Genomic DNA, 21,574 nt, shown 5'->3' with positions numbered 1-21,574 from the left:
CAAAAATGGTTCCGACTTTTGGGAGTCATGCTTAATCGCCCCATTTCTCCAGAAATGCTTCGATTTCAAGTGCCTGAATATCCGGTACTGCCTCATAGAGCTTTTCCACCGGCCAATCCCACCAGCAAAGTTTTAGCAGTTTATCGATAATTTTCTCGTCAAAGCGCTTACGGATGATACGCGCAGGAACGCCCCCGACCACATGATAAGGCGCTACATCTTTTGTCACCACAGCATTGGCGCCGATCACTGCGCCATGACCAATTGTCACGTCCGGAGTAATCACTGCGCCATGGCCGATCCACACGTCATTTCCGATTGTGACACGCTTCGCCTGCCGCCTTGCACGAAAATCACCATCAACACCCAGATAACGGAAATACTCGTTCGGGCGATAACTCACCTTGTGGGTCGTCAGCCGTTCCATTGGATGCTCAAGCGCGTTGATACGCACATTGGCCGCAATCGAGCAAAATTTGCCGATTTCAGCGTAAATCCCCTCGCCGTTTCGTTCAAAATAGGTGAAGTCGCCAACCGTCACTTCACGCAGGATCACGCGCTCGCCAATGTCGGCATAACGGCCCAGTTTCGAAGCTTTAAGCTGTGCTGTTGAATGAATACGGGGTTCGCTATTCTGGAAACGGAGGTCTTCACCCTGCGTCATTTCAAAACTTTCTGAAATCTTTGTATTCTGCTAGACTGAGTTTATCGTTCCAACATCGTTTGCAGCGGCGAGTTAGTGCTTGCATATAAGCGCTTTCCTGTCGCAGATCGATGTAAATTCTAATTAGCGCGCTTATGTGCGATAAACGCAAAACAAAATTCAAGGCTGACTGGACATGAAAAAATTCCTGCCCATCTTCATCTTCGCCTTCATCATCGTAATTGTCGGTGCGGCTGGCTTCAATATGCTGCGTGACCGCAACGCAGCCGACGAGCCTTTCGGCGGATCGTTTAATCTCGTCGCGATGGACGGACAGCCTTTTACTGAAAAAGATCTGCGCGCCACACCTTCTCTGGTTTTCTTCGGCTTCACACATTGCCCGGACGTATGCCCAACCACGCTTTACGAGCTGGACGGCTATCTGAAACAGCTTGGTCCGGAAGCCGCTGATATTAAAGCGTATTTCATCTCTGTAGATCCGGAACGCGATACGCAGGAAATCATGAAAACATACGTCAGCAACGTGTCTGACCGTATCATTGGCGTGACCGGAACGCCTGAAAGCGTCGCTGAAGTGGTGAAGTCTTACCACATCTATGCGAAGAAGGTTCCGACTGAAGATGGCGAATATACCGTGGATCACACGGCTTCCGTGTTTCTGCTCGACAAGGGCGGACGCTTCCGTGGCACTATCGCTTATCAAGAGAATGCAGATACAGCACTGCAAAAGTTGAAGAATCTGGCAAAGGGCCGCGCAAACGGTTAAAGAACTACTCTGAATCTTTTAGAGAGTTTTTACCCATGCCCCAATCACGCCTCTTCTTCTCAGTGGACAAGACGGAAGCAGAACGAATCTATGACATCCTCGAACGCGCGTTCGAGGATGACGGCTTTCCGATCGCGATTACCGAAATCGATGAAGACCGACAGATTTCTGAAGTTTCCGTCTATACCGAGGACGGGGCTGAAGAGCTTGCAGCACGTATCGACGCCCTGGTCGGCGCGGGCAAGTTTGAAACTGAAGAGCTGCCAGACATTGATTGGGTTACACATTCGCTCGAAGGTCTGAAGCCTGTTCGTGCGGGCCGTTTCTTCGTGCATGGTTCGCATGATCGCGACAAGCTGCAGCCAAACGAAATCCCGATTTTGATCGATGCCGGACTTGCTTTTGGTACTGGCCATCATGGCACCACATCCGGCTGCCTTGAAATGATTGAGGAAGTGGTGGAGCGCGAGCATCCAACCAATGCGCTTGATCTTGGAACAGGAAGCGCAGTGCTAGCAATCGCTATCGCCAAGCTTGCACCGATCCCGGTTCTCGCTACAGATATCGACCCGATTGCAGTCACCGTTGCAGCCGAAAACACCGTTCTCAATGATGTGAGTGAACACGTCATCACAGCGACGGCAGAAGGCTTTGACCATCCGATCTTCCGCTCTTACACACCGTTTGATCTGATCGTCGCCAATATTCTTGCCAATCCTTTGGTGGAACTAGCACCATCACTCAAGTCACATCTGGCACCAAGCGGCTCGATCATCCTTTCGGGCATCCTCGACAGCCAGCATGATATGGTGCTTGCAGCCTATCAGGCGCAGGGTCTTACCCACGAGAAAACCTTTCATCGCGAAGGCTGGGTCACAATCCACCTCAAATAATGGCCGCCTCAAATAATGGCCACCTGAATGAGTGGCCACCTGAAATAACGCTGCTTTCCTTATTTTTGCGAGTTACGCTCATGGCTTTTCAGACTTTTGATGTAACCACCGATCCGGCCAATGGTGCGCCGCGTGTAGCTTTGCTACGCGCGAAGCTGGCCGAGCAAAGCCTTGATGGCTTTCTCGTTCCGCGCGCCGATGAACATCAGGGCGAATATGTACCGCTACGCGCCCAGCGCCTTAGCTGGCTCACAGGCTTTACGGGCTCGGCAGGTGCAGCACTGATCCTGAAAAAGCTCGCCTACATTTTCATCGACGGACGTTATGAATTGCAGGTTCGCAATCAGACTGATGGCAATGTGTTTTCCTATGAAAGCCTCGTCACCAATCCGCCTGCAAGCTGGCTCGCAGAAAACGGCAAAGGCCTGACGATTGGCTTTGATCCGTGGTTGCACACGATTGCGGAAGCGGCAGCATTGCGCGAAGCTCTGGAAAGCCAAGGCGGCAAGCTCGTACCAGTCGCCCAAAATCTGGTTGATCTCATCTGGGATGATCAGCCGGAAGCGCCTCTTGCGCCGGTCACTATTCAGCCTGCCCGCTTTGCTGGCCATGAAGCAGAAGACAAGATCAAGGAGATGCAGAAGGCCGTGGCAAGCACGGGCGCAAGCGCGACCGTGCTGACCGACCCGTCATCCGTCGCATGGGTGTTTAACATTCGCGGAAAAGACGTCTCCAATACACCCCTTCCATTGAGTTTTGCGATCATCCCGGCAGAAGGTGAGCCTGAATTGTTCATTGACGAGCGAAAGCTTGCCATCGAACCTCGCGCCTATCTCACGCAGCTCGCCACACTTTGCGAACCGTCCAAGCTTGAAGGCCACCTGAGCGCGCGGGCAGCACAAGGCGAAACCATCCTGCTTGATCCGGCATTAGCTGCAGAAAAGTTGCGCCTTGCAGTTGAAGCCGCTGGTGGTAGCGTGATCCACGGCAAGGACCCCGCCCGCCTGCCCCGCGCAATTAAGAACAAGGCTGAACTCGACGGCTCCCGCTCCGCCCACGAGCGTGATGGCGTGGCCATGGTCAGTTTCCTGTCCTGGCTTGACGGTAAGACACCTGGCACAGTTGATGAAATCGCGGCCGCGCAGCAACTGGAAGCAAGCCGCGACAAGGCTGGTCGCGATTTCCAGATGCCGCTCGAAGAGCTTTCCTTCGATTCGATTTCCGGAGCAGGCCCAGACGGCGCAATTATCCATTATCGCGTCAACACCGATACCAATCGCAAACTCGAAGATGGTGAGCTTTATCTGATCGATTCTGGTGCACAATATCGCGACGGCACAACCGACATCACCCGCACGGTTGCAATCGGCACGATCAAACCCGAAACGATCCGTTCTTTCACGCTTGTTCTCAAAGGCATGATTGCGATCACTACCGCACGTTTCCCGAAAGGCACGCGCGGACAGGACATCGACGTGCTGGCGCGAATTGCACTTTGGAAACAAGGCTTTGATTATGCGCACGGCACCGGTCACGGCGTCGGTAGCTACCTCTCGGTCCATGAAGGCCCACAGAGCATTTCCAAGAAAGGCGCACACGAGCTTCTGCCCGGCATGATCCTTTCCAACGAACCGGGCTACTACAAGCCGGGCGTTTACGGTATCCGCATCGAAAACCTGATCATCGTGAAAGAAGCGGAAGTGCCAGCAGGCGGTGATCTGCCGATGATGAGCTTTGAAACGCTCACCTTCTGCCCCATCGACCGCCGCCTGATCGACAAAACACTACTCACACAGGAAGAGCTTGACTGGTTGAACGCCTATCATGCAAGGGTGCGTGAGAAGCTTATCGGTCATCTCGATGGCGCGCAGGCCAAGTGGCTAGAGACGGCAACGGCTGCTCTTTAAAATTAGGCCGGAAAGAAGTGGCGTAGCGCGATCAACAGCGCTGCGCCCGTAAAAAACATCGTCATCATGCCAACGCGCAATGACAGCAAAACGCAGAAGACGAGCACGAGCAGCTCGCGCCAACCATGATCCGATGCGGGTGCGGCAACGATTGCCGTCAAAACTGCCGCAGGCACTGCATTCAATGCCGCTTCGACGCGATAATGCACACGCTCAAATCGCGATAAAATCAGGTGTCCGCCGACGCGGGTGAGATAGGTGCAGACCGCACCTGCAAGAATGATCCAGATCGTCGTTGACATGGTTTCAAGCCTCCCCTGTTTGCGGCTTTGCGAGGATGGCTGCAAGCAAAACACCACCTACGGCACCCAGCGTCACATGCCACGGCGAGCCGACAAGTTTATAGGCAACCACAGCACAAATAGCGCTGACGATAACCACCGGCCACCAGTGCTCGCGATGGCGGAAACTCATCACCATGCCAAGAAAATAGATCGGCAGCAGGAAGTCGATGCCGAGCGCATAGGGATCAGAAATCAGATTGCCGAACAGCGCCCCTATAAGCGTTTCAAGCAGCCAGCAGACATAGATCGTGAGGCCCAAGCCCATATACCAGGCAAAGCTGATCTTCTTCCCCGTCTCGGCGCGGATTTCAACCTCGGCATATTGTGGATCAACCAGTAGAAAAAAAGCTGCCGCTTTCTGCATGAATGTGAAATGGCGGATACGCCGCCCGACTGTCGCAGAATAAAGCACATGGCGGAAATTAACCGCAAAGATCGACAGAACAATCATCCATGGCGCAATGTTCTGGCCGAAAAGATCGAGCCCGACCATCTGGCTCGCACCCGCATAGAGCATCGCACTCATAAACACGGCTTCGCTGATCGACAGACCGTTATCGAGCGCTACAGCACCGAACAACAAGCCAAACGGGGCGCCTGCGGCAACAATGGGAACACCTCGTTTGACGCCGACCCAAAAATCGTTGCGTGCTGAAGCCGGTGCCGACCGAAAACCCTGATCCACAAAAATCACTCCTCAATCATACCGAGGCGCGGTGCGCGAGCATCTCCGTGCCTTAATATGAGAGTGTGCTTAGGAAATTTTTCGCTAAGTTGAAATCAGTTTTCGCAAAAAATCATACTATAAGAATCCCAGACAAGAAATTGCCCGTGATCAGCTGCATTTCAGCATCACCTATAAGAAAGCATGATGGATCAATGCATTACTCTGATGTTTGCGGAACCGTGCCTTCAATCTTTTTTACCCAATCTATCAGCGGGCGCGACTGCTCGGCAAACTTGAACAATCGATCAGACAAGTCTGCACGAGTGATCGTTTTCGGATCGATTTCCAGGCGCACCGCAAAATGCCGGTTACGAATAGCATCGAGCAAATCCGGTTCTGTCACGCTTTCAAAGCCGCGCGGCGTGCGCTTTAACCGATCATTGTCACTGATCTGCAAACCGCTTTTCTTGAGCTTTGCCACGACAGTGCGATAGTCGTCCGGCTTTTCGACAATTGCATCGCGGATGGCTTGCAGAACTTGTTTCTTCGGCCCCCACCATGCAACGCCTGCATAGCAATCCCGCACACCCGGCAAACCGATGCAGACATAGAAGCAACCGCTCTCGTCCCATTTGGTGCCAGAGTTCGAGAGAAGCGCTGACAAATGCCGGTTATAAGGAGCCTTATCCTTGGAAAAACGCGTGTCCCGCTTGATGCGGAACTGCGCTTTCACACGATCTCCCTTGAACGGTAGCCCGGCTTTTTCAAACCGCCCCGTCAACTCCTCAACCAAATCGCCAAGCGGCTCCTTGAGGTGCTCTTCAAACAGGTCCTTATTCTCAACAAACCACTCGCGGTTTTGATGAAAATCGAGCGCCTTCAGAAAGGGAATGGCCTTGTCGCCGAAACCTTTGAACGGAGCCATCAGCCTTCCCCAACCAATGCGAGCCACGCATCTTCGTCAATCACTTCAATGCCAAGCTCAGAAGCCTTTGCAAGCTTTGATCCGGCACCCGGGCCGGCCACAACCAGATCAGTTTTCTTCGAAACAGAACCTGCCGTCTTGGCTCCATACCGCTCGGCCATGGCTTTGGCCTCGTCACGCGACATGCGTTCAAGGCTGCCGGTAAATACCACCGTCTTGCCTTCCACTGGCGAGCCAGTTGCGACGCGCGCTGCTTCATCGAGCGGCTTCACTTCGGCCAGAAGCGCATTCAGCACTTGCACATTATGCGGTTCGGCATAGAAATCGACGACAGCCTCGGCAACAATACCGCCGATGCCTTCGACAGCAATCAGATCCTGCCACGCTTCATTGCCCTTGTCGGCGCGGTCGCCTTCTTTCGGCGGAACAGCAGATGTCGCGGCCTCGGCAAACTTATCATAGGTGAGATAAGCCTTCGCAAAGCGCTTGGCATTCACTTCGCCAACATGGCGGATACCGAGTCCAAACAGGAACCGATGCAGCGCAATCTCACGCCGGTCATTGATCGCATCATAGAGCTTCTTCACGGACGTTGCGCCAAAGCCCTCGATATTTTCGAGCTTCTTTAAGGGTGATTCAGCCTGTCGCCTTTGCAGCGTGAAAATATCCGCAGGCGATTTGATCTTGAGGTTGTCATCTTCCGCATGGAAGAAGAACTCGACCTGTTTTTCGCCAAGCCCTTCAATATCGAACGCATTGCGCGATACGAAATGACGAATGCGCTCTACCGCTTGAGCAGCGCAAGTCAAACCGCCTGTGCAGCGATAGACCGCTTCGCCTTCTTCACGCACCGCATGGCTGCCACAGACCGGGCATTCATGCGGGAAATGGAACGGCACAGCATCTGCTGGGCGCTTCTCCAACACCACATCGACAATCTGAGGAATGACATCGCCGGCGCGCTGCACGATCACCGTATCGCCGATGCGAATGTCGTGTTCCTCATCGCGGATACGTTCGCCCTTGAGGCCAATTCCCTTGATGTAGTCTTCATTATGCAACGTCGCATTGGTGACAACGACACCGCCGACGGTAATAGGTTCAAGTCGTGCAACCGGTGTCAGCGCGCCTGTACGTCCAACCTGAATGTCTATGCCACGCAGGATCGTCGTCGCCTGTTCTGCCGGGAATTTATGCGCAATGGCCCAGCGCGGGCTGCGTGAACGGAAGCCAAGCCGCGTTTGCAGATCCAGCCGGTCCACTTTGTAGACAACGCCATCAATATCATAATCTAGCTTAGCGCGCTCAAGACCAATGGCGCGATAATGCGCAATCAGCTCATCCGCACTATTAAGCCGCTTCGTCAGCGGATTGACTGGAAAGCCCCATTTGCGGAACACCTCGACCATGCCGTGTTGGGTATCAGCAGGCATGTCCGACATCTCACCCCAGGCATAGGCAAAGAATTTGAGCTTGCGGTTTGCAGTTACCTTGGCATCCAATTGGCGCAGCGATCCCGCTGCTGTATTGCGCGGATTGACGTAAGTCTGTTTGCCCTCAGCTGCCATCTGCTCGTTGAGCGCAAGAAAATCGCTCTTGGCCATATAGACCTCGCCGCGAACTTCCACGACCGCAGGAACACCCGCCGGAAGCTTGTTCGGTATCTCGCCGATGGTGCGGATATTGGCCGTCACATTTTCGCCGGTCGTACCGTCCCCACGCGTGGCAGCACTGACCAGGACGCCATTCTCATAGCGGATCGACATGGAAAGCCCGTCGATCTTCGGTTCAGCCGTGAAAGCAATTGAATTATCCGGCAACTGTCCGAGAAAACGATAAACGCTGCCCACAAAATCGCGCACGTCTTCATCAGAAAACGCATTGCCAAGCGAAAGCATCGGACGCGCATGAACAACCTGCGCGAACTTTGAAACCGGCGTACTGCCAACGCGTAAAGATGGGCTATCTGTGCGCACCAAATGTGGAAAGCGCTCTTCGATTGCATCATTGCGCCGCTTCAGCGCGTCATAATCTGCATCCGAAATCTCAGGCCGGTCATTGGCATGATAGAGCTCATCATGATGAGCTATTTTGCGCGCCAGCCGCTCCAGTTCAGCAACAGCTTCAAGGTCGGTCAGTTTTTCAACGGAGATATCGGACATATGCGTGGCAAAACCTGCTGATTCAATTTTGCTCAACATAAACAAGAAATGAGGCTACGCCTATGAAAACAGCAAATCGCACACAGACTGCTGACAGCTCGCTATATAGCGAGCGCACTGTTCTCGGCCAGCAAGCGCTCAGCAGCAGCGCGCGCTTCATCGGTGATGCTCGCACCGGCAAGCATACGCGCGATTTCTTCCTGCCGCTCATCAACCCCGATCGAACGAATTGAGGTCGACATGCGATCTTCATTGGTCGCGGATTTCGCTATCAGGAAATGCGTCAAGGCACGCGCGGCAACTTGCGGCGCATGGGTGACGGAAAGAACCTGCACGCGAGACGACAACCGCGCCAGACGCTGACCAATGGCATCAGCAACCGCACCACCCACGCCAGTATCGATTTCGTCGAACACAAGCGTCGGGGCAGAACCACGATCAGCAAGCGCCACTTTCAGCGCCAGCAGAAAGCGCGATAGCTCGCCGCCCGAGGCGACCTTCATCATCGGTCCAGCACGGGTGCCCGGATTGGTGCGAACCCAATATTCAACCGTATCAATACCTTCAGCAGCGCGCGCATCGGCATCGGTGGTCATTTCCACGATGAACTCGGCGCGTTCCAGCTTGAGTGCCGGAAGCTCTGCCATAACAGCAGCTTTTAGATGATCAGCCGTGTCCTTGCGGCGTTCAGACAGAGCCTTCGCCGCAGTATCGAAAGAAGCACGCGTTTCGGTTGCCTGTACCTCCAGCTGGATCAGCTTTTCCGCACCCGCATCAAGATCGGCAAGGTCTGCATCCATCTTGTCGCGCAGTGCAGGCAAACCTTCAACCGCAACTGAATATTTACGCGCAGCAGCTCTGAGAGCAAAAAGTCGCTCTTCCACCTGTTCCAGCACACGCGGATCAAAGTCGATCTCACGCATGGCATGGTCAATGCCATCCTGCGCAAGGGCCAAACTATTGAGCGCTTCGTCAATTGCCTTGCAAACCGGCTCAAGAAGATGCGGTGCTTCAGGAATTTTACGCTCCAAGCGACGCACGAGGCTTGCCAGTGTCGGAACCGGTGAACCATTTCCCGACAGAAGCTCGCCTGCTTCATTCACGTCACCGGCGATCTTTTCAGATTTCATCATGATTGCGCGGCGTTCTGCGAGTTCGTCTTCCTCGCCCGGCTGCGGATCTAATTTGGTTAGTTCTGCAACCGACGAGCGTAGATAATCACCTTCCCGTTCCGCTTGCTCGACGCGCGCACGATGTTTTGACAAAGCATTTTCAGCATCGCGCCAAGCCTTGTATCTTTCGCGAACAACAGCGGTCTCGGTATCAAGTCCGCCAAATGCATCCAGCAATGTACGATGAATATCGATATCGATCAGCGCACGGTCATCATGCTGACCGTGGATTTCAACAAGGCGTTTGCCCAGTTCTCGCAGCAGCGCAACGCTTGCAGCCTGATCGTTGATGAAGACGCGCGTGCGGCCATCACCCATCTGGAGACGACGCAGGATAACGTCACCGTCATCATCAAAACCATTATCACGGAGAAAACTTCTGGCAGGGTGTACGCCAGGCACATCAAACACGGCAGTCACCTGCCCCTGATCCGCGCCGTGGCGAACCAGAGAAGCGTCGCCGCGTGCGCCAAGCGCAAGCGACAACGAATCGAGCAAGATGGATTTGCCCGCACCGGTCTCGCCCGTAAGTACGGACAAGCCGGTCTTGAACTCGATGTCGAGCCTTTCAATCAGGACAATATCGCGGATCGATAGGTGCGACAGCATGCGGGTATCGGCTTAGGCGCCGCCACCCGTGATGAGTGCCGAGGCCTTGGCGAGCCACGAACCGCCATTCTCACGTGGCTCAAGACCACCGCTCTGCAAGAGCTTGTAAGAATCCTTATACCAGCGGCTGTCTGGGAAGTTTTTGCCAAGCACCGATGCAGCCATCTGGGCTTCGGAAGTCAGGCCAAGCGCATAATAGGCTTCCACCAGACGAGCCAATGCTTCTTCCACCTGTCGAGTGTTGGAATACTCTTCAACAACCAGACGGAAGCGCTTGATCGCGGCAAGATACTCTTTGCGCTCAAGGTAATAACGGCCAACCTGCATTTCCTTGCCGGCGAGCTGGTCACGAGCAACACGAATCTTCGTCTTAGCGTCATCAACATATTCGGAGGTCGGGAAGCGATCGACCACTTCCTGCATCGCGGCAATTGCACGACGACTTGCGGCCTGATCACGTGTCACGTCAGGAATCTGACGGAAATAGCTCAAGCCGATGATGTAGTAAGCGTAAGCAGATTCAGGCGAAGTCGGATAAAGCGTGTTGTAACGCTTGGCCATGCTGATTGCTTCTTCGTAATTACCCTGACGGTAATTCGTGAAGGCGGCCATGACGAGCGACTTACGTGCCCATTCAGTGTAAGGATGCTGACGATCAACAGCGGCAAACTTCTTCGCAGCTTCGCCGAGACGACCTGCATCTAGGTTAGCAAGACCTTCGTTGTAAAGCTTGTCCGCCGGATCGATCGTCTCCACATACTTGGAAAGATCGATATCGTCGTTTTTGCTAGCACATCCCGCAAGCGGAACAAAAACGGCAAGAGCGCTGGCTAGCAGCGCGGTTTTCGTCTTCACCGGGAATTTCGAACTCGTCATGCGGTCTCCGGCCATCTGGCAACGTCTTTTCTGTCTGGAGCAACGTGAACTCTTCAATTCACGGCTTTCCCCATTCTTCCCAATACATCAGCATCAGCGCATAGGTAAACATAGCCGAGGCTGTTTTGGCAGTTCATAAACCACATGCTGGCGAAATCGGCAATCGTCAAGCTGATCAATCGTCCGAATTTGGCGCGCATAAGGCATGAATACCTCGGCCTAAAGCTATATCTATGCAAACCAATGGCTTTTCCTCATCCAATGCAGAGGCTTGGCTGTCAGTCCACAACAAATACGCCGACTCAAAGCGCAGAAGACCCGGCGATCACGGCCCAATTATGGCCATAAACGTCCGAGCCTTCTACACGAACTTTAAAGCGCCCAAGGCGCAGATATATTTGGCAGTGCAGCTACAAAATCCGAGCTGTCTGTATTCCGGCGCACACCGCTTGCTTCGACGATATCGTAATTCGACTTGTCAGCAAGTAGTGCCTTGACGGTTTCCGCATTCAATCTGTGACCACCGCGATAAGAACGGAAGCAGCCAATAAACGGAAGACCAGCAAGCGAAATATCGCCCACGGCATCCAGCATCTTGTGACGCACGAATTCATCCTTGAAACGCAATCCGCCGGGATTGATTACTGAATTATCGTCGCCAATCACAAGAGAATTATCGAGCGAGGAACCAAGAGCCAGACCTGCCGCCCAAAGGCGCTCAACGTCCTTCATGAAGCCAAAGGTCCGTGCCGTCGATATTTCCTTGCGAAAGGTTTCTTCCGACATATCGGCAGCAAACTTCTGTCGACCGATAAGCGGGCACTCAAAGTCAATCTCGACCTCAAAGCGTGTCCCAGAATACGGCTGGAATTCACCCCATGAACCACCGGCTTCAACGCGCACTGTCTTCAAAATGCGAATAAAGCGCCGCTTTGCTTCCTGCAACACGATACCGGCTTCGTCAAAAGACTCTATGAAACGTGCTGACGTTCCATCGAGAATTGGAATTTCAGGCCCATCCACTTCGATAATCAGATTGTCGATCCCAACCGCAGCGATTGCGGCCATCAGGTGTTCAACGGTATTGACGCGTGCTTCCTGCGGCCCCAGTGCGGTAGACAGATCCGTCGCACCAATTTCCGAGACATGAGCGTGGATGTCGCGCGAAGCAGTCCCCAGGTCCGAGCGCTGGAAAATGATACCCGCATCCGCATCAGCCGGTAGAAACGTCACCGACGCGGGCGCTCCGCCATGAACGCCAACGCCAGATAGCGTAACCGCGCGACCGATTGTTTTTTGATAAGCGCTCAAAACCAGTCCAATCTAATTATCATATGAAGTAAGAGCGAAACCTCTACCGAGATGCCCCCACCGAGCGTGCAGTGCCTGTATTAAGCAATCACCAGTTTCCGTCATGTATTTCTATAATAAGATAGATATGGCGAAAATAGCGACGAACGCACGAAAAGTGGCTCGCGTCCATATGCGAACCTTATCATGCTATCTCGTAGAAAATAGTGATGCTCGGCAGCTGTTCAAAATCACGCTTTCTTACAAAGTATAACGACAGCTACTAATACCAAAGTTCATTGAGTAAGACTCATCGGACTTTGGTTAAGTCCGTGTGGCGATTGAACCTTTTCAAGGCGTGATGCGTCAGCATCGTAGCGCCTTGGTATAAAGCCAGTCATGGAAATGCAGAGGACGGCTTTCCCACAACAACATGCTTCAAAACCACGAGCTGAAGCGTGTGAGGCAACAATTGTGAACAACGGTATCTAACGAAAAAAGCCGTGGGAAAAATCCCACGGCTTTTTCTATTTCAAAGTCGGATCAGATGATTAGTTCGACTGGCGGCGCAGGAATGCCGGGATTTCGAGCTGATCTTCTTCTGAGGCAGCGCGTGGCTGCGGACGACCCTGATCATCGAGCTGGCCACGGCGTGGAGCATAGATCGAGCTGTCCTGCTGCATTGGGCGGCGCTGTTCCGGCTGGCGCATTGCAGGCTCACGATGCTGCGCTGGCTCCAGACGAGCTGCTGGCTGTTCTTCTTCACGGCGCGACGACAAACCATGGGTCAGGCGCTTGAGAAGGCTCATCGGTCCGCGTTCTTCCTGAACAGGCTGCTGAGGCGCTGCACGACGTGCATTGATTTCTGCCTGAGCGACTGGGGGAAAGTCAGACACCGCCGGCATGCGTGGAGCAGGACGTGGCTGTGGAGCTGGTTCTGCATGCATCTGCTGTGGCTGCTGGTATGCCTGCGGCTGCATCGCATGAGCCGTCGCCTGATTGTTGATCATCTGCGGCTGTGGAGCTGCAGGACGGGCAACAGGTGCGCGTTCAAAGCTGTCAGCAGCAGGAGCCTGGAAAATACGGCTCTGCGGACGGAAGTCTGGAGCAGCCGAAGCTGCAGGTGCAGCAGTCGCAGCTGGCATTTCACTTTCGATCGACTGAGCAGCCGGAGCGGCTGATTCAGCCTGACGTGGTTGTTCAGTAACCGGAAGACGCAGAGCGCCATGCGGAGCCATTGGCTTTGCCTGCTGAGCGGCTGGTTTTACTGGCTGGCGAAATTCCAGCGGCGCCGGGGCCGCATCTCCAATCTGCTTGTCGATGCCGGTTGCAACAACGGATACACGGATGACGCCTTCGAGGCCTTCGTCGAAGGTCGCGCCGAGAATGATGTTGGCTTCCGGATCAACTTCTTCGCGGATACGGGTTGCAGCTTCATCGACTTCAAAGAGGGTCATGTCACGACCACCAGTGATCGAGATCAGGAGACCCTTTGCACCGCGCATCGAAGTTTCGTCGAGCAGTGGATTAGCAATCGCGGCTTCAGCAGCAGCCATCGCACGGCCTTCGCCCGAAGCTTCGCCGGTGCCCATCATCGCCTTGCCCATTTCGCGCATGACAGAACGAACGTCAGCAAAGTCGAGATTGATGAGGCCTTCCTTGACCATCAGATCGGTGATGCAGGCAACACCGGAATAGAGCACCTGATCGGCCATTGCGAAGGCGTCAGCGAAGGTGGTTTTGTCGTTGGCAATGCGGAAGAGGTTCTGGTTCGGAATGACGATCAGGGTATCGACGTTCTTCTGCAGTTCTTCGATGCCGTACTCAGCCGTCTTCATGCGGCGAGCACCTTCGAAGTGGAAAGGCTTGGTAACAACGCCAACGGTGAGGATACCGCGTTCGCGTGCTGCACGTGCCACAACAGGAGCGGCACCTGTACCGGTGCCACCGCCCATGCCTGCCGTTACGAAGCACATATGCGTGCCGTTAAGATGATCGACGATTTCATCGATGCATTCTTCAGCGGCTGCGCGGCCAACTTCTGGCTGAGAGCCAGCACCGAGGCCTTCGGTGACAGCAGCGCCAAGCTGGATCATGCGTTCAGACTTTGACATCGTCAGAGCCTGCGCGTCGGTGTTGGCAACGACAAAATCCACGCCGCGTAGACCGGCATTGATCATGTTGTTTACCGCGTTGCCGCCGCCACCGCCGACACCGAATACGGTGATGCGAGGCTTCAGCTCGGTGATGTCCGGCTTTTGCAGATTAATGGTCATGGTTCTCGTTCCTCTTAAGCCTCTCACCGCTTCGCCGCCGCGGTGCTAATTGGTTATTACGCTGATGGTTACGCCCACATCACGCAATCAAATCACTCAATGTGTACTCAAAAACTCTCTCTCAGCCATTGGCCGACACGTTGAATCCGCCCGCCCGTACCAGTCATAAGACCGGAGGAGGCTGCCTTCACTGACCGTTCTTCAATGCCTGCCACCTGAGGGTAGATCAGAAGCCCGACGGTCGCGGAGAAAGCCGCACCCTTAGCCGCCTCAGGCAATCCCGCTATGCCTAGCGGACGCCCGATACGTACATTTCTTGCAAGAATCCGTCGCGCAGCTTCAGGCATGCCCGGCAACTGGCTTGCGCCGCCTGTCAGGACAACACGCTTGCCGACAATATGTCCGAGGCCGGACTGGTTCAGCCTGTCGCGAACCAGTTCCAGTGTTTCTTCCACTCTTGCACGGATGATCCGCGTCAGTACCGAGCGCGGATATTGATTGGGTACATCACGCTCGTCGTCGCCGATTGGCGGAACTGAGATGAGGTCGCGGTCATCGGCAGCGCTTGGCAGCGCCGAGCCGTACATGACCTTGAGACGCTCAGCATCCTCCATACGGGTGGAGAAGCCGCGTGCCACGTCCATCGTGACGTGATTGCCGCCAATGGCAACAGCATCAGCGTGAATGAACTTACCTTCGGAGAAGACCGAAATCGTCGTCGTGCCACCGCCCATATCGATGCAAGCCGCACCCATTTCAGCTTCATCACCTACGAGCGCCGCAAGGCCACTCGCATAAGGGGTCGCAACGATAGCTTCGACCGAAAGGTGGCAACGATTGATGCAGAGTTCGAGATTGCGCAATGGCGCTGCATCAGCGGTTAGCACGTGCATGTCAACGCCGAGGCTATCGCCCAGCATTCCGAGCGGATCGCGAATGCCGCGTTCACCATCGAGCGTGTAGCCAACCGGCAGCGAATGAACAAGGTGACGTTCTGCTGCAAGAGCCTGCTTGGCGCCAGCGGCCAGTACTCGGCGAATATCAGTCTGCTCGACTTCATGACCGCCGAGATTGACGCTCGCGGTAAAGGTTTCACTCTTGAGGCGTCCAGCAGAAATATTGACGATAAGGCTATCAACCGTCAGCCCAGCCATGCGCTCGGCAGCATCAACTGCGAGACGAATGGACTGTTCAGCCGCATCCAGATCAATGATGACACCGGACTTCACACCGCGCGAACGCTGATGACCGATGCCAAGCACTTCCATGCGATGCGTGCGACCCGGCAGCAGCGCGCCACTTTCATGTGGACGCAAGCGCGCAATTACACAGGAAACCTTGCTTGAACCAACATCCAGAACCGTTAGAAGGCGCACCTTGCGCCCTGAAGTTCCGACCTGTGATGAACCTTTTCCGCCAAGAATACTCATACGCGCTTCCCCGTGCGGGATAATTCTTTTTTACGCTCCGCCAAAAACTTCTGGCGTTGCTCCATGCCACTCGCAGTCAATTGAACGGTAACGCGATCATCCAGACGAAGATCGACAGATGCGATATCACGCGACAGAAGTTGCTTTTCGCTATCCAGACGCTCAACCTCGGCGAGAGCCTTCATCGGCTCATCTTCCGGCAGCATAATGCGAACGCCATTTTCGAGCAGAATATCCCAACGGCGGTCAGCGACGCGGATATAGGCACGAACCTTGCCAGCCAGCCCCGGATAGGCCGCAACCTCGTCTACGAAGCCCTTAACGCGCTTTTCGGCACCCTCACCCACGACAAGCGGGAGAGCGTTGTAACGACCCGGACGAAATGGAACGATGGTATCGCCGGCAGAATCAATCAGAGAAAGCTCCTGGCCGTTCTGCCAGACGGCGAATGCCTTGCGCTCTTCGAGAGAAACAAGCAGCGTACCCGGATAAACCTTACGCACTTCTGCGCCTTCAACCCAAGGCAGCTTGGCGATAGCCTGACGCGCCTGTTCGGCACTCAAACCGACCAGTGAGGTTTCACCATCCAGCTCAAGCTGACCCAGAATATCGATGTCAGAAGTTTCGCTGTTGCCAACGACCTTTACGTCTTCAATCGCAAAGCCAAATGTCGAAGCCGTTGCCTTGACCATGTTTTCGGAATGGCCGCCAAGGACCATGCCATAAATACCAGTTGCTCCGAGAAAGCCGAGCATGCCAATCGTGCCAGCATAGCGTGGAACGTTGATATTGCCCTGAAACAGACGGACAGCAAAGCGGAATGGCTTCCGCAGAAGGCGCGGCAGAACAAAGGCTGCACCCGATGCATCCCGCATCGCGCCCGAACGCCTATATTCCTGAGATCTGCCGTTTACCGCAAACAAGACGCGTCCTCCACCATCCAACTCAACAATTCACCAAAAGAGATACCTGCCGCCTTCGCGATATCAGGCACGAGCGATGTAGGAGTCATTCCTGGCTGGGTGTTAATTTCCAGCCAAATAACTTCGCCTTCTTCGGAAAAACGATCATCGAAACGGAAGTCTGATCTGCTTACGCCCCGACACCCGATTGCCCGATGCGCCGTAAGGGCCATTGTTTGTATTTTTTGGTAAATATTTGGTAAAATTTTTGCCGGACATGCGTGAGTTGATGCGCCAGCCACATATTTTGAATCATAATCGTAGAACTGATGACCCACTGGAATGATCTCGCAGACATCCATCGCGCGATCACCCATCACAGCGCAGGTCAATTCACGACCGGCAATATAACCCTCGACCATGACCTCATCGCCATAGCGCCAGTCAGTAGAACCAATAATCTGAGGCGGATGCGACTGGTCTTCCTTGACGATAACGACACCGAAGCTTGAGCCTTCACGCACAGGTTTGACGACGTATGGCGGCTCCATCGGATGCTCTGAACCAATATCAAAACGGTTCATCAAACGTGATGGCGCAATAGCCACACCGGCAGCAGCAGCAACCTTCTTGGCGCGATCTTTGTCCATAGCAAGCGCCGAAGCGAGCACGCCGGAATGCGTGTAAGGGATCTGAAGATATTCGAGGATACCCTGAATAGCGCCATCCTCACCAAAAGGGCCATGCAACGCATTGAACGCCACATCAGGCCTCAGCTCTGCAAGAACGCTGGCGACATTGCGGTCGACATCGATACGCGTGACGCGGTAGCCGCACTCTTCAAGCGTTGTCGCACAGGCAGCACCGGAGGATAGGCTGACAGGACGCTCAGAAGAGAAACCGCCCATCAAAACGGCAACATGCTTTACAGCCTTCTGTCCAGCCACGTTAGTCATCCCCTCTGCACATTCCCTGCGCTCGAATCAAAAATAGAATCAGGATAGCCCGGCGACACAAGCCGCAGACACCCAAGTCAGGAAAACCCTGACGAATCAAATCACTGTACGGTTAACCATAAAGAATCAGAGAGTTGATTCCGTGGCAAGCCCCTATCAAAAGGGGAGCAACTTACGCATGACTCAACAAGCGCAAAAAAGCCCGGTATTTCAGTGGGAAATCCGGGCTTCTTAAAATGTTAATTTTTATAAGAATTCTTTCACTTGCTTGCCTTCTTGGAACAAGCCGAGCCGTTTAATCTCCCAATGAAGGCGAATGCCGGAATTCTCATAAACTTTAGCGCGAACTGTCTCACCGAGCGTTTCGAGGTCATATCCGGTCGCATTGCCGGTATTGATCATGAAATTGCAGTGCATCTCTGACATCTGCGCCCCACCGACACGCAGACCACGACAGCCTGCCTTGTCGATTTCTTTCCATGCGGATGTGCCTTCGGGGTTCTTGAAGGTTGAACCGCCGGTTTTTTCGCGCACAGGCTGTACTGTCTCGCGGTGATTCTGCACCTCGTCCATCGCCTTTTTGATTTCCTCCCGGTCGCCCGGAATGCCCTCAAACAATGCTGAGGTAAAGATCAAATCTGGTGAAGTCGATGAGTGCCGATAGGCATAGCCCATATCGGCATTGGACAGGATGTGCAGATCGCCCTTGCGATCAAGTGCGCGCACTTCCACCACGCGTTCGCGCGTTTCAACGCCATTAGCACCCGCATTCATGCGCAAAGCGCCACCGATGCCACCGGGAATGCCGTGATAGAAATGAAAGCCACCAAGACCAGCGTCAAGGGCCGCAGCAGCCACGCGCTTGTCTGGCGTTGCCGTCCCTGCCCTGAGCTGCGTTTCAGAAACCTGCTGAACTTCTCCAAAGCCCTTGGCCGACAAACGAACCACAAAGCCCGGGATACCGCCGTCACGTACCATCAGATTGGAGCCGATACCTACAACCAGAAGCGGAATCTCTTCTGGCACAGCTTTCAGAAATTCCGACAAATCTTCTTCGTCAGCTGGTTGGAACAAAACCTGTGCAGGGCCACCGGCACGGAACCAAGTGATCTTGTCCATGCCAGTATCCGGCATCAGCTTGCCGCGCAGGCCCGACAGCTTGCCGTCGAGCTTCTTGAGAAGCGCCTCGCCGCTTTCCATTACTTGCTTCCCTGTTCAGCCAGTTCTTTGGGAAGCGCATAAGCCCATTGCGTAATATTGCCTGCACCCAGACAAACCACGAAATCACCGGGTTCAGCGATGGATGCCACCAGTGGCGCAAGTGCCTCCGGCCCGCTTGCATAACGCGCGTCGCGGTGACCAGCCGTTTTGATACGCGAAACCAGCGCTTCCGAATTCACGCCCTCAATCGGGTCTTCGCCAGCGGTATAAACTGGCGTCACAATGACTGTATCGGCGTCGTTGAAGCACGCTGCAAACTCATCAAACAGGCTGTGCAGACGCGTATAGCGATGCGGCTGGACGATACCGACGACTCGCCCCTTGGTTGCTTCGCGTGCGGCTTTCAGCACAGCGCGGATTTCAACGGGGTGATGTCCATAATCATCAAATATCTCGACACCATTCCACGAACCCGTATGCGTAAAGCGGCGTTTCACACCACCGAATGCTCCAAGACCACGACGGATATCGTCGGGTGAAATACCCAGCTCATGCGCCACGGCAATCGCAGCTGTGGCGTTGGAAACATTGTGCAGACCCGGCATTGGCAGACGCAGGTCTTTGATCTCCGTCGTCTCACCCTTGCGCGAACGGATCAGCACGTCAAACAGGCTGACAGCACCTTCCATGCGATGGTTGAGAAAACGCACATCAGCCTGCGGGTTTTGCCCATAGGTCACAATACGACGATCCTCAATGCGGCTCACCAGAGCCTGAACTTCCGGATGATCGAGGCACATCACACCAAAACCGTAGAATGGCACGTTCTCAACGAACTGCGCGAAAGCTGCGCGCACATTGTCGAAATTGCCGTAATGGTCGAGGTGTTCGGGATCGATATTGGTTACAACCGCGATATCAGCTGGAAGCTTCAGGAACGTGCCGTCGCTTTCATCCGCTTCAACAACCATCCAATCGCCATCGCCCATACGGGCATTGGTGCCATATGCATTGATGATGCCGCCATTGATGACGGTAGGATCAAGATGACCGGCATCAAGCAAGGCTGCCACCATTGAGGTCGTTGTGGTTTTGCCGTGTGTGCCGCCAATAGCAACTGCACGTCGGAAGCGCATCAGTTCAGCCAGCATTTCAGCGCGGCGAACGATTGGCAGAAGTTTTTCACGTGCAGCGACAAGCTCAGGGTTGTTTTTGCGGATCGCAGTCGAGACGACTATCACTTCCGCGTCGCCAAGGTTCTCGGCCTTGTGGCCGACAAAGACCTCAATGCCCTTCTCGCGCAGACGCTGCACATTGGCGCTGTCTGATTGATCAGAGCCTTGAACCTTATAGCCGAGATTGTGCAGCACTTCCGCAATGCCGCTCATGCCGATGCCGCCTATCCCGATAAAATGGACAAGCCCGATATTCAGCGGCATTTTCATGGCCGGTTTCCTTTTTTCAATTCTTGTACTGATTTACCTGCTGCAATAGCCTCTGCCAGATCAGCAAGCAACTGTGCGGCATCCGGCTTACCAACGCTTTTTGCAGCTTTTGCCTGTTGTTCAAGCCTTTCAGGCTCGTTCATAGCTAAACTGATGATCTCAGCCAGTCGCTGTGCAGTCAGCTCAGACTGTCGCACGACCTGACCACCACCTGCTGCCGCGAGCGCCGCCGCATTGGCTGCCTGATCATGATCGAGCGCATGCGGGAACGGCACCAGCATGGCTGGACGGCCAATCGCCGCGATTTCTGAAACCGTCGAAGCACCCGAACGGGAGATCACGAAATGCGCATCCGCAATGCGTGCAGGCATGTCGTTGAAGAACGGTGCCACATCGGCGGGGATTTTCAGATTCTGATAAGCCGTACGAACGGCAGCCTCGTCCTCTTTACGTGCCTGCTGTGTAATCAGCAACCGTGCGCGTTCGGCGTCCGACAACAGCGCAATCGCTTCAGGTATGGCATTCGAGAAGAACTGCGCTCCCTGACTTCCACCAAACACCAGCAGACGAAAACGCTGGCCTTCTTTTGCAGGCTTATAGGGCATATTGGCTGCAGCAAGCACAGGTGGGCGAACCGGATTACCGGTCGCAATAATCTTGTCGGCGTGTGCACCGCTCGTCTCAGGCAGGAAACCACCGGCAATTGCTTTCACGCGTCCCGCAAGGCCCTTATTGGCGCGACCCATGACGGCGTTCTGTTCATGTACGACGGTTGGGATTCCCAAATTACTTGCAGCATAAAGCGGTGGCAGCGTTGGATAGCCACCAAAGCCTGCAACCAGTTTCGGTTTCAATCGACGAAATAGTCTGCGCGAATCAAGATTGCCCTGCCACAACGACCAGAAGGTCTTTATGAGTGCTATTGGATTGCGGCCTGAAATAGTGGCTGAACGGATCACATGCACATGGTCTTCGGCAAATGCACCGGCAAAACGCTGAGCACGCGCATCAGTCGCCAGATGCACATCCCAACCACGTATCTTCAATTCATGAGCCAGCGCTTCCGCCGGAAACAGATGACCGCCAGTTCCCCCGGCGGCCAATACGATTACGCCTTTTCCCATATTCC

The 21,574-nt window shown here is 54.3% G+C and carries 18 protein-coding genes; 3 read left to right on the top strand and 15 right to left on the bottom strand.

Going from position 1 to position 21,574, the window contains the following annotated elements:
- Positions 1-31: 31 nt before the first annotated feature.
- A complete protein-coding gene (locus tag OIV19_RS12750; RefSeq protein ID WP_095446947.1) occupies positions 32-664 on the bottom strand; it encodes a DapH/DapD/GlmU-related protein in 633 nt (210 codons plus the stop codon).
- 175 nt (positions 665-839) lie between these two features.
- Here OIV19_RS12750 and OIV19_RS12745 point away from each other — a divergent pair, with 175 nt between their 5' ends.
- The 3 genes from OIV19_RS12745 (at position 840) to OIV19_RS12735 (ending at position 4,230) form a co-directional block, all read left to right on the top strand.
- On the top strand, positions 840-1,430 hold the full coding sequence (locus OIV19_RS12745; RefSeq protein WP_095446948.1) for an SCO family protein: 591 nt from the start codon (positions 840-842) through the stop codon (positions 1,428-1,430).
- Positions 1,431-1,465: 35 nt separating this feature from the next.
- The gene (locus OIV19_RS12740; RefSeq protein WP_264231863.1) at positions 1,466-2,323 is read left to right on the top strand and encodes a 50S ribosomal protein L11 methyltransferase; all 858 of its coding nucleotides are present in this window, start codon (positions 1,466-1,468) and stop codon (positions 2,321-2,323) included.
- Positions 2,324-2,403: 80 nt separating this feature from the next.
- On the top strand, positions 2,404-4,230 hold the full coding sequence (locus tag OIV19_RS12735) for an aminopeptidase P family protein (protein WP_264231862.1): 1,827 nt from the start codon (positions 2,404-2,406) through the stop codon (positions 4,228-4,230).
- Positions 4,231-4,232: 2 nt separating this feature from the next.
- Here OIV19_RS12735 and OIV19_RS12730 read toward each other — a convergent pair whose 3' ends face one another.
- From OIV19_RS12730 to murG, 14 genes are all read right to left on the bottom strand, one after another.
- Complete coding sequence (locus OIV19_RS12730; RefSeq protein WP_095446951.1) at positions 4,233-4,532, bottom strand: AzlD family protein; 300 nt, start codon at positions 4,530-4,532, stop codon at positions 4,233-4,235.
- A 4-nt stretch (positions 4,533-4,536) separates the two neighbouring features.
- The gene (locus tag OIV19_RS12725) at positions 4,537-5,259 is read right to left on the bottom strand and encodes an AzlC family ABC transporter permease (protein ID WP_264231861.1); all 723 of its coding nucleotides are present in this window, start codon (positions 5,257-5,259) and stop codon (positions 4,537-4,539) included.
- Between the two features lie 199 nt (positions 5,260-5,458).
- Positions 5,459-6,166, bottom strand: coding sequence for a DUF2461 domain-containing protein (locus OIV19_RS12720; RefSeq protein ID WP_264231860.1), 708 nt, complete (start codon positions 6,164-6,166; stop codon positions 5,459-5,461).
- A complete protein-coding gene (gene ligA, locus OIV19_RS12715; protein ID WP_264231859.1) occupies positions 6,166-8,328 on the bottom strand; it encodes an NAD-dependent DNA ligase LigA in 2,163 nt (720 codons plus the stop codon). The genes OIV19_RS12720 and ligA overlap by 1 nt, the downstream gene beginning before the upstream one ends.
- A 101-nt stretch (positions 8,329-8,429) precedes the next feature.
- The gene (recN, locus tag OIV19_RS12710) at positions 8,430-10,109 is read right to left on the bottom strand and encodes a DNA repair protein RecN (RefSeq protein WP_264231858.1); all 1,680 of its coding nucleotides are present in this window, start codon (positions 10,107-10,109) and stop codon (positions 8,430-8,432) included.
- Positions 10,110-10,121: 12 nt separating this feature from the next.
- Positions 10,122-10,985, bottom strand: a complete 864-nt coding sequence (locus OIV19_RS12705) for an outer membrane protein assembly factor BamD (RefSeq protein ID WP_095446954.1) — start codon at positions 10,983-10,985, stop codon at positions 10,122-10,124.
- Positions 10,986-11,357: 372 nt separating this feature from the next.
- Complete coding sequence (gene lpxC / locus OIV19_RS12700; RefSeq protein WP_264231857.1) at positions 11,358-12,296, bottom strand: UDP-3-O-acyl-N-acetylglucosamine deacetylase; 939 nt, start codon at positions 12,294-12,296, stop codon at positions 11,358-11,360.
- 530 nt (positions 12,297-12,826) lie between these two features.
- Complete coding sequence (gene ftsZ, locus OIV19_RS12695) at positions 12,827-14,551, bottom strand: cell division protein FtsZ (protein ID WP_151094996.1); 1,725 nt, start codon at positions 14,549-14,551, stop codon at positions 12,827-12,829.
- 107 nt (positions 14,552-14,658) lie between these two features.
- Entirely contained in the window at positions 14,659-15,981 is a 1,323-nt protein-coding gene (gene ftsA, locus OIV19_RS12690) for a cell division protein FtsA (protein WP_191793728.1), read from the bottom strand.
- Entirely contained in the window at positions 15,978-16,904 is a 927-nt protein-coding gene (locus tag OIV19_RS12685) for a cell division protein FtsQ/DivIB (protein ID WP_095446958.1), read from the bottom strand. The genes ftsA and OIV19_RS12685 overlap by 4 nt, the downstream gene beginning before the upstream one ends.
- Positions 16,892-17,791 (bottom strand): D-alanine--D-alanine ligase, encoded by a 900-nt coding sequence (locus OIV19_RS12680; protein ID WP_244923307.1) that lies wholly within the window; start codon positions 17,789-17,791, stop codon positions 16,892-16,894. The genes OIV19_RS12685 and OIV19_RS12680 overlap by 13 nt, the downstream gene beginning before the upstream one ends.
- Positions 17,792-18,085: 294 nt before the next feature.
- Complete coding sequence (murB, locus tag OIV19_RS12675) at positions 18,086-19,039, bottom strand: UDP-N-acetylmuramate dehydrogenase (protein WP_264231856.1); 954 nt, start codon at positions 19,037-19,039, stop codon at positions 18,086-18,088.
- Positions 19,039-20,445, bottom strand: coding sequence for a UDP-N-acetylmuramate--L-alanine ligase (gene murC / locus OIV19_RS12670; RefSeq protein WP_151094988.1), 1,407 nt, complete (start codon positions 20,443-20,445; stop codon positions 19,039-19,041). The genes murB and murC overlap by 1 nt, the downstream gene beginning before the upstream one ends.
- A complete protein-coding gene (gene murG / locus OIV19_RS12665; RefSeq protein ID WP_264231855.1) occupies positions 20,442-21,569 on the bottom strand; it encodes an undecaprenyldiphospho-muramoylpentapeptide beta-N-acetylglucosaminyltransferase in 1,128 nt (375 codons plus the stop codon). Before murG ends, murC begins: the two co-directional genes overlap by 4 nt.
- Between the last annotated feature and the right edge of the window lie 5 nt (positions 21,570-21,574).

Source organism: Brucella sp. HL-2, from assembly GCF_025846885.2.
GTDB classification, from domain to species: domain Bacteria; phylum Pseudomonadota; class Alphaproteobacteria; order Rhizobiales; family Rhizobiaceae; genus Brucella; species Brucella quorumnocens.
This window is presented reverse-complemented; position numbering and strand designations above follow the sequence as displayed.